16 protein-coding genes are annotated in these 15,866 nt (G+C 63.5%); 8 read left to right on the top strand and 8 right to left on the bottom strand.

All coding sequences use genetic code 11. The annotated features are described in order from the left end of the window. Nucleotides 1-6: 6 nt before the first annotated feature. The gene (locus N4Q37_RS09690; RefSeq protein ID WP_260957374.1) at nucleotides 7-954 is read left to right on the top strand and encodes an alpha/beta hydrolase; all 948 of its coding nucleotides are present in this window, start codon (nucleotides 7-9) and stop codon (nucleotides 952-954) included. Between the two features lie 59 nt (nucleotides 955-1,013). On the opposite strand, the gene N4Q37_RS09695 is transcribed toward N4Q37_RS09690, so the two are convergent. After that, nucleotides 1,014-1,757, bottom strand: coding sequence for a DUF2059 domain-containing protein (locus tag N4Q37_RS09695; protein WP_260957375.1), 744 nt, complete (start codon nucleotides 1,755-1,757; stop codon nucleotides 1,014-1,016). 131 nt (nucleotides 1,758-1,888) lie between these two features. Between N4Q37_RS09695 and N4Q37_RS09700 the strand changes: the two genes are divergently transcribed. Together N4Q37_RS09700 and N4Q37_RS09705 are read left to right on the top strand one after the other, a co-directional pair. Continuing rightward, the gene (locus tag N4Q37_RS09700) at nucleotides 1,889-2,521 is read left to right on the top strand and encodes a 2OG-Fe(II) oxygenase (RefSeq protein ID WP_260957378.1); all 633 of its coding nucleotides are present in this window, start codon (nucleotides 1,889-1,891) and stop codon (nucleotides 2,519-2,521) included. Between the two features lie 2 nt (nucleotides 2,522-2,523). After that, nucleotides 2,524-3,015, top strand: a complete 492-nt coding sequence (locus N4Q37_RS09705) for a DUF523 domain-containing protein (protein ID WP_260957381.1) — start codon at nucleotides 2,524-2,526, stop codon at nucleotides 3,013-3,015. Nucleotides 3,016-3,193: 178 nt separating this feature from the next. Here the strand turns inward: N4Q37_RS09705 and N4Q37_RS09710 are convergent, their stop codons facing one another. After that, nucleotides 3,194-4,567 (bottom strand): GTPase/DUF3482 domain-containing protein, encoded by a 1,374-nt coding sequence (locus N4Q37_RS09710; protein WP_260957383.1) that lies wholly within the window; start codon nucleotides 4,565-4,567, stop codon nucleotides 3,194-3,196. Beyond that, nucleotides 4,560-5,927 (bottom strand): DUF2868 domain-containing protein, encoded by a 1,368-nt coding sequence (locus N4Q37_RS09715; protein WP_260957385.1) that lies wholly within the window; start codon nucleotides 5,925-5,927, stop codon nucleotides 4,560-4,562. The genes N4Q37_RS09710 and N4Q37_RS09715 overlap by 8 nt, the downstream gene beginning before the upstream one ends. Before the next feature lie 86 nt (nucleotides 5,928-6,013). Here N4Q37_RS09715 and N4Q37_RS09720 point away from each other — a divergent pair, with 86 nt between their 5' ends. Together N4Q37_RS09720 and N4Q37_RS09725 are read left to right on the top strand one after the other, a co-directional pair. Beyond that, a complete protein-coding gene (locus tag N4Q37_RS09720) occupies nucleotides 6,014-6,526 on the top strand; it encodes a dihydrofolate reductase (RefSeq protein ID WP_260957387.1) in 513 nt (170 codons plus the stop codon). 209 nt (nucleotides 6,527-6,735) lie between these two features. Beyond that, nucleotides 6,736-7,791, top strand: a complete 1,056-nt coding sequence (locus tag N4Q37_RS09725; RefSeq protein WP_260957389.1) for a haloacid dehalogenase-like hydrolase — start codon at nucleotides 6,736-6,738, stop codon at nucleotides 7,789-7,791. 118 nt (nucleotides 7,792-7,909) lie between these two features. Here N4Q37_RS09725 and ilvD read toward each other — a convergent pair whose 3' ends face one another. The 3 genes from ilvD to N4Q37_RS09740 form a co-directional block, all read right to left on the bottom strand. Continuing rightward, on the bottom strand, nucleotides 7,910-9,751 hold the full coding sequence (gene ilvD, locus N4Q37_RS09730) for a dihydroxy-acid dehydratase (protein WP_260957391.1): 1,842 nt from the start codon (nucleotides 9,749-9,751) through the stop codon (nucleotides 7,910-7,912). Nucleotides 9,752-10,018: 267 nt separating this feature from the next. Then, on the bottom strand, nucleotides 10,019-11,224 hold the full coding sequence (locus tag N4Q37_RS09735; protein ID WP_260957393.1) for an MFS transporter: 1,206 nt from the start codon (nucleotides 11,222-11,224) through the stop codon (nucleotides 10,019-10,021). A gap of 241 nt (nucleotides 11,225-11,465) precedes the next feature. Continuing rightward, nucleotides 11,466-12,662, bottom strand: coding sequence for a class I SAM-dependent rRNA methyltransferase (locus N4Q37_RS09740; RefSeq protein ID WP_260957395.1), 1,197 nt, complete (start codon nucleotides 12,660-12,662; stop codon nucleotides 11,466-11,468). A gap of 193 nt (nucleotides 12,663-12,855) precedes the next feature. Here N4Q37_RS09740 and N4Q37_RS09745 point away from each other — a divergent pair, with 193 nt between their 5' ends. The 3 genes from N4Q37_RS09745 (at nucleotide 12,856) to N4Q37_RS09755 (ending at nucleotide 14,917) form a co-directional block, all read left to right on the top strand. Next, the gene (locus tag N4Q37_RS09745) at nucleotides 12,856-13,671 is read left to right on the top strand and encodes an HDOD domain-containing protein (RefSeq protein ID WP_260957679.1); all 816 of its coding nucleotides are present in this window, start codon (nucleotides 12,856-12,858) and stop codon (nucleotides 13,669-13,671) included. 44 nt (nucleotides 13,672-13,715) lie between these two features. Continuing rightward, the gene (gene mutM, locus N4Q37_RS09750; protein WP_260957398.1) at nucleotides 13,716-14,528 is read left to right on the top strand and encodes a bifunctional DNA-formamidopyrimidine glycosylase/DNA-(apurinic or apyrimidinic site) lyase; all 813 of its coding nucleotides are present in this window, start codon (nucleotides 13,716-13,718) and stop codon (nucleotides 14,526-14,528) included. A gap of 68 nt (nucleotides 14,529-14,596) precedes the next feature. Beyond that, on the top strand, nucleotides 14,597-14,917 hold the full coding sequence (locus tag N4Q37_RS09755; RefSeq protein ID WP_260957400.1) for a multidrug transporter: 321 nt from the start codon (nucleotides 14,597-14,599) through the stop codon (nucleotides 14,915-14,917). Nucleotides 14,918-14,951: 34 nt separating this feature from the next. Here N4Q37_RS09755 and N4Q37_RS09760 read toward each other — a convergent pair whose 3' ends face one another. Together N4Q37_RS09760 and coaD are read right to left on the bottom strand one after the other, a co-directional pair. Next, complete coding sequence (locus tag N4Q37_RS09760; protein WP_085621653.1) at nucleotides 14,952-15,203, bottom strand: YfhL family 4Fe-4S dicluster ferredoxin; 252 nt, start codon at nucleotides 15,201-15,203, stop codon at nucleotides 14,952-14,954. Between the two features lie 133 nt (nucleotides 15,204-15,336). Next, on the bottom strand, nucleotides 15,337-15,816 hold the full coding sequence (gene coaD, locus N4Q37_RS09765; RefSeq protein WP_260957403.1) for a pantetheine-phosphate adenylyltransferase: 480 nt from the start codon (nucleotides 15,814-15,816) through the stop codon (nucleotides 15,337-15,339). Nucleotides 15,817-15,866: the final 50 nt, after the last annotated feature.

Genomic DNA, 15,866 nt, shown 5'->3' on the forward strand with positions numbered 1-15,866 from the left:
ATATCGATGCCTGCCACTTTCGACCCCGATCACTTGCGTGCCAGCCTGCAACCCCTGGCCCAGTGGCAGCCGCTTTCCGAGCAAGCCCTGGCCTACCAGCGGTTCTACGGCTTGGACTTTCCTCAACGCAGCTTGCGCAAGGGGCTGGGGCGTTTCCAGGTGGGCGGGTATGAGCTGGTCGGCCAGGTCTGGTGGCCGGAAAAAGCCGCGGCGACGCTGTTTGTGTTCCACGGTTATTACGATCACATGGGGTTGTATCGCCATTTGATCGAGTGGGCCCTGGAGCAGAAATTCGCGGTCATCGCCTGCGACCTGCCGGGTCACGGCCTGTCCAGCGGCGAACGTGCCAGCATCCATGACTTTGCCGAGTACCAGGCCACCTTGCAGGCTCTGTTGGCCGAGGCCGCGACACTGGCGCTGCCGCAACCCTGGCACCTGTGTGGGCAAAGCACGGGCGGGGCCATCGTGGTCGACCATGTGCTCAACCAGGGCGCGAACAGCCCGGCACAGGGCCAGGTCATCCTGTTGTCACCCTTGGTACGGCCGCGAGCCTGGGGCTGGTCACGCCTGAGTTATTACCTGCTCAAGCCGTTCGTCACCGGTATCGCCCGAGTGTTCAGCGAGAACTCCACCGATCCCCAGTTCCTGCCCTTTCTGCGAGCCGACCCGCTGCAACCGCTGCGCCTGCCCACCGCGTGGGTGGGTGCGTTGGCGCGATGGATCAAGCGTATCGAGGCGGCCCCGAGCAGCCCGCGCCAGCCGTTGATCGTGCAAGGGCAAGCGGACATGACGGTGGATTGGAAGCACAACCTGCAAGTGCTGAATAGCAAGTTCGACCGGCCGCAGGTGTTGATGTTGCCTGAAGGACGGCATCACCTGGCGAACGAAGCGCTGGCGATGCGGCAGGAGATGTTTGGGTTTCTGAGCAAGCGGATGAGCCGGAATCGGCGGTGACGGATCGATCGCTTTTGTCGGATCGCCGCCCGGAGCAGCCTCGCGATAGCGATGTTGGGCTATTGCCCGAGGTTCTGCCCCACCGCCAACCCCGCCCGGATCGCCGCCAGCGCAGCCTGATAATAAGCCTGGCCCTCGGCCGACTCGGCGAAGGTGGAAAACTCTTCCAGCTCGGTGTCCGTCAGGTCGCGGTAGACGTACAGCAACGTGTTGTTCAGGTCGGCGCCGATCTGCTCCATCAACCGCTGGCGCTGGCCATTGAGCATGCCTTGGGCCTGGCCTGCTCCCAGCAGGCCGGGGATCATCGAGCTGAGGCTGTCGGCCGCTACGCCGGCAATCGCCAGGCTGACCTCGGCGCCGGCTTCGCGGGCAGGCAGGGCCTGGGCCAGGTGACCGATGATCAACAGGCGATTATCGCTGGCCTGCATCTTCGGCAGCCCCTTGGCGTTTTTCGCCAGTTGATCGCGGCGGGTCGCCAGTAGTTCGGCCGCCACGACCTTGCGCCCCAGCGGCGACTGGAAAAACGCCAGTGCCGGTTGCGGGTCGCGCAGGTGCTTGCGCATTTGCGCCTCGGCCCGTTGGTCCACGGCCTGGGGAGCGAAACGTTGGTTGCTGTTGTCCACCAGCGCCTGGAACACTGCCGGCGGCAGGCTGTTTTGATAGCGCTGCTGGGCGGCGCTCAAGGCGTCATTGAAATGCGCCCGCTGTTCCGGCCAGCCGGCGACCTTGTACAACTGGTCGTAGCTGTCTGCCCAGGCGGGCAAGACACAGAACATCAACAGTGAGAAAAGCAAACGGCGCATAGGGGCTCCTATCAGCAGCCGACTATTCTCCGTGGGGTGTGGGAACTTGTCGAGAATTCGTATCAGGTTCGTACGCTCGTGCAATCAAAGTCGCTGCGCGGTGCTGTCGGTTTCGCAGACACAGGCATACTATGCGCACCATGCAAATACCCTCTGACCACCCGATGCTGCTGCGCATTGTCGACGACCTGGCCGAACGCGGCTGGTCGCAGCAGAACCTCTTCTTGCCGGATGCGCTGACCCGTAGCCTGGCGGCCGAATGTCGCCAGCGTGCCGCCGACGGCGAATTGGCGCCGGCCGGGGTCGGACGCGGGTCGTCCTCGCAGGTCCGCGAAGGGGTGCGTGGCGATCGCATCCAATGGCTGGAGCCCGGCCAGGCCGAGGCGTGCGACCGTTACCTGGCGTGGATGGACAGCTTGCGCGAGGCCCTCAACCGAGGGCTGTTCCTGGGCCTGGAAGATTTCGAAAGCCACTTCGCCTTGTACCCACCCGGCGCGTTCTACCTCAAGCATGTCGACCGCTTCCGCGATGACGACCGACGCGCGGTGTCGGCGGTGCTCTACCTCAACGAGGACTGGCTACCCGAGCAGGGCGGGCAGTTGCGCATGTACCTGGACGAAGGGGTGGAACATGACGTGGTGCCTTGCGGCGGTTGCCTGGTGGTTTTCCTTTCCGGAAGCGTTCCCCATGAAGTCTTGCCGGCCACGCGGGAGCGCTTGTCGCTGACCGGCTGGTTCCGCCGGCGTGGCAACGAGTTGTTCTGACCATGGAAAAGATCCTGGTCAGTCGTTGCCTGCTCGGGCATCGCGTGCGCTATGACGGCGGTGCCAGCGGGCCGTTCGATCAGCTCCAGCAGTGGCTCGACGAGGGCCGGGTCGTGCCGTTGTGCCCGGAAGTGGCCGGCGGCTTGCCGACACCCCGGGCGGCGGCAGAGATTCCCGGCGGGCAGGGCGCACGAGTGCTCGACGGCCAGGCGGGGGTGTTTACCGGTGAAGGCGAGGACGTCAGCGCGCAGTTTCTGTCAGGCGCCCATCAAGCGCTGGAGCTGGTGCGCGAGCATGGCATCCGGCTCGCAGTACTCAAGGCCAACAGTCCTTCGTGTGGCAACCTGCTGACCTATGACGGGACGTTCAGTGGCGTAAAGGTCAGCGGCGAAGGTGTGACGGCGGCGTTGCTCAAGCGCCATGGGGTGCGGGTGTTCAGTGAGTTGGAGTTGCCTGAGGCCGTGTTGGCATTCCAGGCCTTGGTCCACGAATAACCGTCGATTGGCGCTGCTCGTTCGGCAAGGATATTTTCTGTAGGAGCAAGGCTTGCCCGCAATGAAGACATTGCGGTCTTCAGGAAAAACGAGGTGTCCCTATCGCGGGCAAGCCTTGCTCCCACAAATCTCCTTGCCACAGAGGGAATGTGCACCTGACCACAGGGCACTGTGTTGCTCAGAGCTCCCCAGCCAACTGCTCGATCTGCTCCTGCCGCTCTGCCTGGCTCAACCGTGCCTGGGCATTGAGCGATGACCATTGCGGATGCGCCCGGGCCTTGCCCAGGGCTTCGGGCAGCTTGCCTTCGCGCCAGGTCTGGTCCTGGGGCGTGGCGATGCGGATGCTGTCCAGCGCCGCGTGGCCGCGTTGGTCGAGGGCTTGCAGCAGTTGCCGTTGGCGTAGCGCCAGCAGGCGCAGCACGTTGTCGTCCATCGTCAGTTCCCGTTGCCCCTTGAGCTTGCCCAGCAGTCGGTTGCCGTAGTTGCGAGCGGTTTGCAGGGCGCCGCCGGCCACCGCCCCGGCCAGGGCCGCGGCGCCGAGGGTCAGGCCACCCACCAGCAGGTCCACCCCGGCGCCGGCCGCCGCGCCCGCCGCGATGCCGCCGCCGACGCGTACGCCCACTTGCTTGAGGGTTTCGGGATTGAACAGGTCATCGCCCCAACGTCCATCGAGCAGCGGCAAATCGCTGGCCGCGGCGTCCCCGGGACGGAAGGCATAGAGCTTGAGCAGGGCTTCGACGCAGCGTTGCTCACGCTGACGCACGGCGCTGCGCAGCTCGCCGATGGCCTGGCGTTCCAGTTCGGGGTCGCTGGCGACGCTGCGTCGGCAGGCCGCGCAGTCGATCAGCAGTTCGGCGATCAGGCGCGTCGCACCCTGCTGGCGCGCCAGGCGTTGGACTTGCTGGTCGGCGATCAACCGTTCCAGAGGCGCGCGGGCATGTTCCAGCAGCAGCGCGAGGCTTTCATACAAGCGCCGCTCGCCGTCTTCGGGCGGGGCGACGCTGTCGAAGCGCACCAGGGCATGCAGCCCCAGCCGGGCCAGGGCGTCGCGCCAGTCGGGTTCGCGGTGGTGGGTGCCGCTGACGAAATTCAGCACCGGCAGCAGCGGCTTGCCACAACTGGCGAGGACTTCCAATTCATCGCGGTATTTGGCCAGCACCGGCTCCCGGGCATCGATCACATACAGCCCGGCATCGCTGGCGAGCAGTTGCCGCAGCACCTTGGCTTCCTGTTCGAAGCGTTGCCGCGCCTCGCTGCCTTCGAGAAACCGCGCCAGGCGGGCCGGGCCGTCGAGGCGCTCGCCGGGACGCTCCAGGCGTTCGAGGTAGTCGAGCAGGGCGATGGCATCTTCCAGGCCGGGCGTGTCGTACAGCTCCAGCAACGCGTCGCCCTCCACCGACAGCCGCGCGCCCTCGACATGCCGGGTGGTACTCGGGCGATGGGACACCTCGCCAAAGCCGACGTCCCGGGTGAGGGTGCGCAGCAGCGACGTCTTGCCCACATTGGTGTGGCCGACCACGGCCAGTTTCAGCGGCTTCAGCGGGTCAGTCATGGCCGGTCTCCAGCCAGTTCAAGGGCGCGCAGTCGGCGAAGGGTAATTGCAACTGTTGCAGGGCGTTGTGCCAGTCGCCCAGGCGATCGGCGTCCAGCGCTTCGCCGGGGGGCGCCTGCAACAGCCAGACACGGGTGGCGCTGGCGCTGCGGGCCAACTCGGCGATCAGTGCCACGCTGCCTCGGTCCGGTGAGCGTCGTGGGTCGCAGGCAATTGCCAGCCGGGCGGGCGGGAAGCGCGACAATTGTTCGAGGAGCTTGTGGCGCGATTCACGGCTGTCGAGGATCCCGGCGCTTTTCACGGTCTCGGGCAACTTGGGTGGCCAGGGCCGATCGTCCAGTTCGATCGCCACCAGCAGCGCGCCGTCGCTTTGCATGGGGTTGGCCGCGCTTTCGATGGAATGCAATTGCGCAGGAGCGGCATCGTTGACGCCCAGGCGTTCGCTGCTAGGCATCAGCCGTTCACGCAGTTGAGCGTAGCCCGGCAGGTTCAAGTCCAGGCGCAGCGTGGCGCGGCCACGTTGCCAGCGCCACAGGCACAACAGTGCCAGGCCCAGGCGCGGCAACACGCCATACACCAGCAGCACGCCCACCAGCCAGGTGGCCCAGGCCTGGCGGGCGCTCTCGATGTTCAGCGCGGCATCGCCGCTGGCGCGGATCATGTCCACCGTCGGCACGCTGAAGCCCAGCAACGCCGGAAGTGCCCCGAGGGCCTGGGTCATGGCGACGAAGGTATCGGCGCCGAGAATAGTGGTCTCCCACACGAAGCCATAGCGCCGGGTGGCCATCAGCATCAGCACGATGACCAGCGCGCTGAGCATCGCCAGCAGCCACAAACCGTTGACCAGCACACCGAGGGCCCAACGATTGAGCCTGCGCCGTTGCAGCAACAGCAGCAGGGCCGGCGCCAGTTGGGCGGCCTTGGCGTCGCGGGCGAGTTTTTCGCTGAGCCACAACCACAGGCGACCCAGCGCGGCGCCTTGCTCCCCGGCAAACAGCAGGCCCAGAGCCCAGCCGATGAGCAGGATCAGGTTCAGGCCCAGAAGGCTGCCGAGGGCCCAGAACACATTGACTGGAGTCTGTCCGTCGCCGAGGGCGGCAAACCCCAGGCCAGCGCCGCTCATCAGGGCCAGCAGCGCCAGGACGAACAGCGCCAGGCGCGCCCCTTGCAGCCAGTGGCGCAAAGCCTGGGTGAGGCTATCACGCTCGGCCAGCCAACGGGCGCGATGCTGGATGCGGCTAGACAGATCACCGCCCGCCGCACGGGCCAGGCGATTGGCTTCCTGGTCCTCGAGCGGGCCGGCGTGTTCTTCACGCAGGCGGATCGTCTCGGCCAGCCAGAGGTTTTGCAGATGAGTCACGAGGGCTTCCGTTGCTCGAATGAAGGTTGAGCATAACCGCTGTGACGCCTGTCGGGGTACGCCGGGCCTCTGGTATCCTCGCGGCCATGAACAAGACCCTTCCCTTAAGCCTGATCGCAGCCCTCGGTGAAAACCGCGTGATCGGCGTCGACAACAGCATGCCCTGGCACTTGCCGGGGGATTTCAAATACTTCAAGGCCACCACCCTGGGCAAGCCGATCATCATGGGGCGCAAGACCTGGGATTCCCTCGGTCGACCGCTGCCGGGGCGCCTGAACATCGTGGTCAGTCGCCAGCCGGGCCTGGTGCTCGACGGTGCCGAGGTTTTTTCCTCGCTGGAGTTGGCAGTGGCGCGGGCCGAGGCCTGGGCGCTGGAGCAGGGTGTCGATGAGCTGATGCTGATCGGCGGTGCCCAGCTGTACGCCCAGGCCCTGGCGCAGGCCGATCGCCTCTACCTGACCCGCGTGGCGCTGAGCCCGGAAGGGGATGCGTGGTTTCCGGAGTTCGATTCCAGCCAGTGGACGCTGGTTTCTAATCAACCGAACCCGGCCGAAGGTGACAAACCGGCGTACAGCTTCGAGGTGTGGGAAAAGCGGTAAGCCCTGTTCCCACACCTCATACAGAGCCTAACAACCTGATAACTAACGAATTAATGCTAAAGAAGCATATCGATTGTCGTTTATGGAATAAGGGCGTGGCGTTTATGGGTATGCCGCTGGCGTGATCAGGACGCAAGCGGTCGCGGGCAGGCGAGGACTGTCACAGGCATTTGTTAGCGTCGGGTTCTTTGAACCTGGGAGAAATGCCGATGAAGCTCGTACCTCGTTTTCTCGCTGTTGCCCTGAGCCTTGGTCTCGCCGGCCAGGCACTTGCCACCGAACTCAAGCACTGGCCGGCCGAGCAGGCCAAGGCGCTGGAGGCCATGATCGCGGCCAATGCCAACAAGGGTAACTACGCGGTGTTCGACATGGACAACACCAGTTACCGCTATGACCTTGAGGAATCGTTGCTGCCGTTCATGGAGAACAAGGGCCTCATCACCCGTGAATCCCTGGACCCTTCCCTGAAGCTGATGCCGTTCAAGGACACCGCCGATCACAAGGAAAGCCTGTTCAGCTATTACTACCGCCTGTGCGAAGTGGACGACATGGTCTGCTACCCGTGGATTGCCCAGGTGTTTTCCGGCTTCACCCTCAAGGAGCTCAAGGCCAACGTCGATGAGCTGATGGCGTCCGGCAAACCGGTGCCGACCACCTATTACGATGGCGACAAGGTGGTCCAGTACAACGTCAACCCACCCAAGGTCTTCACCGGCCAGGCCGAGCTGTACAACAAACTGATGGAAAACGGCATCGAGGTCTATGTCATGACCGCGGCGTCGGAAGAGCTGGTGCGCATGGTCGCCTCCGATCCCAAGTATGGCTACAACCTCAAGCCGCAAAACGTGATTGGCGTGACCACGCTGCTCAAGGACTCCAAGAGCGGTGAGCTGACCACCGCACGCAAGCAGATCACCGCCGGCAAATATGACGAGAAAGCCAACCTCGACCTGGTGTACACGCCTTATCTGTGGACCCCGGCAACCTGGATGGCCGGCAAGCACGCGGCGATCCTGACCTACATCGACGAATGGAAAAAACCGGTGCTGGTGGGCGGCGACACGCCAAGCAGTGACGGCTACATGCTGTTCCACGATGTGGACGTGGCCAAGGGCGGCATCCACCTGTGGGTCAACCGCAAGGACAAGTACATGACCCAGATCAACGGCATGATGGCCAAGCACGCCGCCGCCCAGGCCAAGGAAGGGCTGCCGGTGACGGCGGACAAGAACTGGGTGATCGTCAAGCCGGAAGATATCCAGTAAGCCCACGATCCCCTGGGAGCAAGCTCCCTCGCCACAAGAGACTCCATGGCTGCAAGGCAAATGAGAGCCCAAAAAATGCCCCGCACTTGGCGGGGCATTTTCATGGGCGATGTAAGGCTTACAGCCCTTCGAGCATCGCCTTGTTACGCACCGCACCCTTGTCGGCGCTGGTGGCGAGCAGGGCGTAGGCCTTGAGGGCCGTGGTGACTTTGCGCGGACGCACTTCCACCGGTTTCCAGCCCTTGTTGTCCTGTTCGATGCGGCGGCCGGCCAGTTCTTCATCGCTGACCAGCAGGTTGATCGAGCGGTTCGGAATGTCGATCAACACCTTGTCGCCGTCGCGCACCAGGCCAATGGCGCCGCCCGCGGCGGCTTCCGGCGAAGCGTGGCCGATGGACAGGCCCGAGGTGCCGCCGGAGAAGCGGCCATCGGTCAGCAGGGCGCAGGCTTTGCCCAGGCCCTTGGACTTCAGGTAAGAGGTGGGGTAGAGCATTTCCTGCATGCCCGGGCCGCCTTTCGGACCTTCGTAGCGAATGATCACGATGTCGCCGGCCTTCACTTCGTCGGCGAGGATGCCGCGCACGGCGCTGTCCTGGCTTTCGAAAATCTTCGCGTTGCCTTCGAACACATGGATCGACTCGTCGACGCCGGCGGTTTTCACCACGCAGCCGTCCAGGGCGATGTTGCCGTAGAGCACGGCCAGGCCGCCCTCCTTGGAGTAGGCATGTTCGACGCTGCGGATGCAGCCGTTTTCACGGTCGTCGTCCAGGGTTTCCCAACGGGTCGACTGGCTGAAGGCGGTTTGCGTCGGAATACCCGCCGGGCCGGCCTTGAAGAAATGATGCACGGCTTCGTCGGTGGTCTGGGTGATGTCCCACTTGGCGATGGCCTCGGCCATGGTCTTGCTGTGCACGGTCGGCAGGTCGGTGTGCAGCAGCCCGCCACGGGCCAGGGAGCCGAGGATGCTGATGATCCCGCCGGCACGGTGCACGTCTTCCATGTGGTACTTCTGGATGTTCGGCGCGACCTTGCACAACTGCGGCACGTTGCGCGACAGGCGATCGATGTCCCGCAGGTCGAAATCCACCTCGGCTTCCTGGGCTGCTGCCAGCAGGTGCAGGATGGTGTTGGTGGAACCGCCCATGGCGATGTCCAGGGTCATGGCGTTTTCGAACGCCTTGAAGCTGGCGATGTTGCGCGGCAACACCGACTCGTCGTTCTCACCGTAGTAACGCTTGCACAGTTCAACGATGGTGCGGCCCGCTTCCAGGAACAGCTGTTCACGATCACTGTGGGTGGCGAGGGTCGAACCGTTGCCCGGCAGGGCCAGGCCCAGGGCTTCGGTCAGGCAGTTCATCGAGTTGGCGGTGAACATGCCGGAGCACGAACCGCAGGTCGGGCAGGCGCTGCGCTCGTACTCGGCGACCTTTTCGTCAGAGGCACTGGAGTCGGCGGCGATCACCATGGCATCGACCAGGTCGAGGCCGTGGCTGGCGAGCTTGGTCTTGCCGGCTTCCATCGGGCCGCCGGAGACGAAGATCACCGGGATGTTCAGGCGCAGGGCGGCCATGAGCATGCCGGGGGTGATCTTGTCGCAGTTGGAAATGCACACGATGGCGTCGGCGCAGTGGGCATTGACCATGTACTCGACGGAGTCGGCGATGATCTCGCGGCTCGGCAGCGAATAGAGCATGCCGTCGTGGCCCATGGCGATGCCGTCGTCCACGGCGATGGTGTTGAACTCTTTCGCCACGCCGCCAGCGCGTTCGATTTCCCGGGCGACCAGTTGGCCCAGGTCCTTGAGGTGCACGTGACCGGGTACGAACTGGGTGAAGGAGTTGGCAATGGCGATGATCGGCTTCTTGAAGTCGTCATCCTTCATCCCCGTGGCGCGCCACAAGGCACGGGCGCCGGCCATGTTGCGGCCGTGGGTGGATGTTTTCGAGCGGTAATCAGGCATGGAGCACTCCGGGCGGCAAATCAGGTACTTATCAGGTATCAATGGGAAGTGAGCTTCTGTTGACCTCTGGAACACCCGTGTTTGCCCGTGTGTCCGGAAGTGGCCGCTGACCGTGCAGGATCGCTGCGCGCCTCGGCATGAGCTCATAAACCCGCCGGGGATGAATGGCGATGAATGTCGCGATTCTACACCGCTGGCGCCAGGATGAAATGACGCAAAGCGCTGATCGGATGCCAATGTCGCGTGCGGGATGACGACTGGCAATCGTCAACCTGCCAACAGCACCCTGTGGCGACGCCGGACCAGAGCGTTGAGGGCCAGCCCCAGCAGGCTCAGTGAGATCAGGTTCAGGGCCAGGGTGGTTTGCAGGGCCAGCGGGGTGAGGCTTAGGGTGGCGCTGGCCAACCCGCCGACAATGAAGATCAGCACACTGCCGGCCGAGGCTGACGTCCCGGCCTGATCGGGGAATATGTTCATGGCCCGGGTGTGGGCGGCGGCGCGGGCGATGGTGGTTCCGGCGGTGCACACGATCATGGGTAGCAACAAGGTGGTGACCGACAGGCCCAGGCGGCTGGCGAGAAGCAGCATCAGGACGCCCGCCGCGAGGATCAGGCAAAGACCGGTGATGATTTGTGTCTGCGAGTCGATCCGATTGCTCAGCACCGACGCCACCGCGCCCCCGCCGATGTAGGCCAGCCCATAGCCCAGCAATGCCAGCGAAAAAGCCTCGGGCGAAAGGTGTAGCTGGTCGATCAGGATCAGTGGCGAAATGACGATGAACGAGAAGTGGCAGGAAAACGCGAGCGCGGATGTGAGCCAATAGGCCATGAAACTGAAGTCGCTGCAGACCTTTGAATAGGCTGCGATGTAATCCAGGCGCCTGGGTTGGCCCACCGTGGCAGTGTGTTTCAGCAACAGGGCAGCGCCCACCCACACAGCGATGGCCAGGCCAATGAACACCAGGAAGCTGCCGCGCCAGCCCATCCAGCTTTGCAGCCCGGTGCCGGCCAGGGGCGAAAGCGAAATGAAAATGCCCCCGCAGGTGACCAGGAAGATCCGCAGTCGCTGCTGTTCCCGGGCGCTGAACAGGTCTTGGATCAGTGCCTGTGCCAGGACAAAACAACCACATCCCAGGGCCTGGACGACCCGAAAGAACAGAAAGGACCAGTAGCCGTCGGCGAGCACGCAACCTGTTGCGCCGATGGCGGACACCGTGATGCCGATCAGCAGCAGTTTTTTTCGCCCCATGACGTCGGAGAGCGGGCCGACCAGCAACTGTGAAAGGGCGATGCCCACCGCGAACAGGCTGACCGACAGGGCGATGTCCGACGATGAACTGTCAAAATGCTCGGAAAGGGCTGGGAAGGACGGCAGCACGACATCGATGGGAAAGACACTGAGCAATGTCAGCGCCAGCAATAAGCCGACGGTGGCAGGTTTGCCGGTCGCCACACGGTTTTGCGTATCAGTCATTGCCGGGTTCCAGAGCGTATTCAAAGGGTCGTGTTCAATCCTAATGGCGAATGCTTGTCTGGCACGGGGAGATTGAGTAGGAAGGCTCTGGTAATAACGTGGGGGTTCTCCTACAGGCTTCTGCTGTTCATTAACTTTTGTGTGAAAGCCCTGTCAGACGGGCAAAAAAAATCGCAGCCAAGGCTGCGATTTCGGTGTCGGGTGTGCGGGGCATGAGCGATGGCTCCAGCCCCGCCCTGCCTCAGCTGTTGGGCAACAACCGGCAGGTGATGCTCTTGATGTAGCGGGTCTCGGCGATGGCCGGGTGCACCGGATGGTCCGGCCCCTGACCGCCGCGTTCGAGCAACTGGATGTTGCGGTCCAGGTGGCGGGCGCTGGTCAGCAGGATGTTTTGCAGGTCGTCTTCGGGCAGGTGCATCGAGCACGAAGCGCTGACGAGGATGCCGTCCTTGGTCAGCAGGCGCATGGCTTGCTCGTTCAGGCGGCGGTAGGCGCCTTCGCCGTTTTTCATGTCTTTCTTGCGTTTGATGAACGCAGGTGGGTCGGCGACGATCACGTCGAAGCGTTCTTCGCTGGCCTTGAGTTCCTTCAAGGCTTCGAAGACGTCACCTTCGATGCAAGTCATTCTGTCGGCGAAACCGTTCAGGGCGGCGTTGCGCTCGACGCCATCGAGGGCGAAGCCCGAGGCGTCGACGCAGAACACCTCACTGGCGCCGAAAGCCGCCGCTTGCACGCCCCAGCCGCCGATGTAGCTGTACAGGTCGAGGACGCGCTTGCCTTTGGCGTAGGGGGCCAGGCGGGCGCGGTTCATGCGGTGGTCGTAGAACCAGCCGGTTTTCTGGCCTTGGATGACCGGCGCTTCGAATTTCACGCCGTTCTCTTCCAGCGCTACCCACTCCGGCACCAGGCCGAATACCGTGTCGACGTAGCGCTCGAGACCTTCGGCATCGCGGGCGGCGGAGTCGTTCTTGAACAGGATGCCGCTGGGCTTGAGCACCTGGGTCAGGGCGGCGATCACGTCGTCCTTGTGGGCTTCCATGGTGGCCGAGGCGATCTGCACCACCAGGATGTCGCCGAAACGGTCGACCACCAGGCCTGGCAGCAGGTCGGAATCGCCGTAGACCAGGCGATAGAACGGCTTGTCGAACAGGCGTTCGCGCAAGGACAGCGCCACATTGAGGCGATGCACCAGCAGGGATTTGTCCAGCGGCAGCTTCGCGTCACGGGACAGCAGGCGCCCGCAGATCAGGTTGTTGGGGCTCATCGCGACGATGCCCAGCGGCTTGCCGCCAGCGGCTTCGAGGATGGCCTGGTCGCCGGCCTTGAAACCGTGCAGCGGGGTAGCGGCTACGTCGATTTCGTTACTGTAGACCCACAAGTGGCCGGCGCGCAGGCGACGGTCGGCGTTGGCTTTGAGGCGCAGGCTGGGCAGGGACATGACGTCGCTCCGGAAAAAAAGAGCGGGAGTATACCGTGTTGCGGCGCTTGTCGGGCCTGAAGGACGATCGGTGGCCGGGCGGTGTATCGGATCCATCTTTAAGGGTTAGAATCGCCGCCTGATCCCGGAGTGTGTACCCATGTCCCAAGAGCTTTCCGCCGAACAGATCCAACAGTCCCTGCAAGGCATCAGCGTGCCGCCCCAGCCGCAGATCATGGTGGACCTGCAGATGGAGCAGTACATGCCCGACCCGGACCTGGAGACCATCGCCAAGTTGATCTCCCAGGACCCGGGCCTGTCGGGGGCGTTGCTCAAGATCGTCAACTCGCCGTATTACGGCCTGCGCAACAAGATCACCTCGATCCAGCGCGCGGTGAACCTGTTGGGCAGCCGGTCGATCATCAACCTGATCAACGCCCAGTCGATCAAGGGCGAGTTGCACGACGACGCCATCGTCACCCTCAATCGCTTCTGGGACACGGCCCAGGACGTGGCGATGACCTGCCTGACCCTCGCCAAGCGCGTCGGCCTGGACAACGGTGACGAAGCCTACGCATTGGGGTTGTTCCACGATTGTGGCGTGCCGCTGATGCTCAAGCAGTTCCCCGATTACATGGGTGTGCTGGAAGAGGCCTATGCCAATGCCAGTACCGAATGCCGGGTCGTGGATACAGAGAACCGCGTGTTCAACACCAACCATGCGGTGGTCGGCTACTACACCTCCAAGTCCTGGCGCCTGCCGGACCACGTCAGCCAGGCCATCGCGAACCACCACAATGCCCTGGCGATTTTCAGCGACGAGTCTTCGCGCAACAACAGCCTGCTGAAGAACCTGCTGGCGGTCTTGAAGATGTCCGAGAACATCTGCGCCTCGTACCGGGTGCTCGGTAACCAGGCCGTCGATCACGAGTGGGAGTGCGTCGGGCATCTGGTGCTCGATTACATCGGTTTGTCGGAATACGATTTCCAGACCCAGAAACAGGAAATCCGCGACCTCGCCACTCGCTAAGCGCCGGGCAACCCGCGCCGAGCTTCGCCTGATTTGAGAGCCCTATGCCAGAACTGCCGGAAGTCGAAACCACCCGCCGCGGGATCGCCCCGCATCTCAAAGGACAGCGGGTCAGCCGTGTGATCGTGCGCGACCGGCGTTTGCGCTGGCCGATCCCCGAAGACCTCGATGTGCGGCTTTCGGGCCAGCGCATCGTGCAGGTGGATCGGCGGGCCAAGTACCTGCTGATCAATGCCGAGGTCGGCACCCTGATCAGCCACCTCGGTATGTCTGGTAACCTGCGGCTGGTGGAGGTCGGCCTGCCCGCCGCCAAGCATGAGCATGTCGACATCGAGCTGGAGTCCGGCCTGGCCTTGCGTTACACCGACCCCAGGCGTTTCGGCGCGATGCTCTGGAGCCTGGACCCGCTCAATCACGAACTGTTGATTCGCCTCGGGCCGGAGCCGTTGACCGATCTGTTCGACGGTGAACGCTTGTTCCATCTTTCCCGCGGACGTTCCATGGCGGTCAAGCCGTTCATCATGGACAACGCCGTGGTGGTGGGCGTGGGCAATATCTATGCGACCGAAGCGCTGTTCGCCGCCGGCATCGATCCGCGCCGGGAAGCCGGAGGCATTTCCCGGGCGCGCTACTTGAAGCTGGCGATCGAGATCAAGCGCATCCTCGCCCATGCCATCGAGCGCGGCGGCACTACATTGCGGGACTTCATCGGCGGGGACGGCCAGCCCGGTTATTTCCAGCAGGAACTGTTCGTGTATGGCCGGGGTGGAGAGCTGTGCAAGGTCTGCGGCGCGGGGCTGCGGGAAATCCGCCTGGGCCAGCGCGCCAGTGTCTGGTGTCCACGCTGTCAGAGCTGAGCGGTCAGTTGATCTGTCCTACGGTCTATAGTCAGTAGTCATACTGTTTTTAGCCGAAGGATCGCACCATGAAACTGTTTCGACCTGTCGTTCCAGCGCTGCTGCTGACGGTCGCTTTGCCTGCCGTGGCGAACAACGGCAGCGGCGACCCGCGCTACACCATCCAGAATCCACCCGCCTACGCCATGATCGGCGACCTGCTGATCGCCCGGCCGCTGCTGCTCGCCGCCACGGTGATCGGTGCCGGGGCGTTCGTTGTGTCGTTGCCCTTTACCGCGCTGGGCGGTGGGGTGGGCGACGCGGGGAAAGCGCTGGTGGTGGACCCGGCGAAGGCCACGTTCGTGCGGTGCCTGGGGTGCGTCGGGGAGGGGTTTGAGCAGCAGGAGTGAGGCTTTTCGTACAGAGCCTACAAAACCACCCGGCTCAAGCCTTGCCGGTAATCCTGCGATACTTCTCCATCAACTGTTCTTCAGTCTCCGGATGGGCTTCGTCCAGCGGGATGCAATCCACCGGGCAAACCTGCTGGCACTGGGGTTCGTCGTAATGGCCGACGCACTGGGTGCACAGGTTCGGGTCGATGACGTAGATCTCTTCGCCCTGGGAAATGGCTTCGTTCGGGCATTCGGGTTCGCAGACGTCGCAATTGATGCAGTCGTCGGTGATGATCAGGGACATGCAAGCTCCTGCCGGGGCATTCGGCCCGGGCATCTGAAAACGTATGGGCGCAATTGTGCCGCATTGGCGAGCGCAGTGCACGCGGGTGCGATGGACTGCGCCGGGCTGCGAGACGAGTCGCAGCGCTTGCGAGTTACTTCTTGAAGCGCTCGGTCAGCGCATCGGCCACGACCGGATGGACGAACTTGGTGATATCCCCGCCCAGGGCCGCGATTTCCCGCACCAGGGTCGAGGAAATGAATGAATAACGTTCCGACGGGGTCAGGAACAGGCTTTCGACGTCGGGCGCCAGTTGGCGGTTCATGTTGGCCAGCTGGAACTCGTACTCGAAGTCCGAGACCGCGCGCAGGCCGCGCAGGAACACATTGGCGTTCTTTTCCTTGGCGAACTGCGCCAGCAGTGTCGAGAAGCCGACCACTTCCACGTTGGGCAGGTGCTGGGTGACCTCGCGGGCCAGTTCTACACGTTGCTCCAGCGGAAACAGCGGGTTTTTCTTCGGGCTGGCGGCGACGGCAATGATCACGTGGTCGAACAGGCGCGAGGCGCGTTCGACCAGATCGCCATGCCCCTTGGTAATAGGGTCGAAGGTACCTGGGTACAACACTCGGTTCATCGCGTCGTCCTGGCGGGAGTGCGTTGGGGAGTCGGATGGTATCGCAGCCT

This window comes from Pseudomonas citri (assembly GCF_025336485.1).
GTDB classification, from domain to species: domain Bacteria; phylum Pseudomonadota; class Gammaproteobacteria; order Pseudomonadales; family Pseudomonadaceae; genus Aquipseudomonas; species Aquipseudomonas citri.